1 protein-coding gene is annotated in these 217 nt (G+C 65.0%); it reads right to left on the reverse strand.

All coding sequences use genetic code 11. The features are described 5' to 3' along the window. Positions 1-3: 3 nt before the first annotated feature. Positions 4-217, reverse strand: a 214-nt coding sequence (locus ACYP33_RS30160) for a Crp/Fnr family transcriptional regulator (RefSeq protein WP_459624957.1), incomplete at its 5' end; no start/stop codon positions are given.

The raw sequence follows: 217 nt of genomic DNA on the forward strand, positions 1-217 counted from the left end.
CGATCACCGTGGCGACAGCAGCCGATCGCTTTCCTCGCGCACCACCTGATAGCACTCGCACACATGACGCTCCAGCGCGGCGCGATCGAGCACTTCGATCTTGCCGCGCGAGTAGCGGATCAGGCCCGCCTCCTGGAGTTTTCTCGCGGTTTCCGTCACGCTCGCGCGACGCACGCCGAGCATGTCGGCGATCAGCTCCTGCGTCATCTGCACATCG

Source organism: Burkholderia sp. 3C (genome assembly GCF_054589155.1).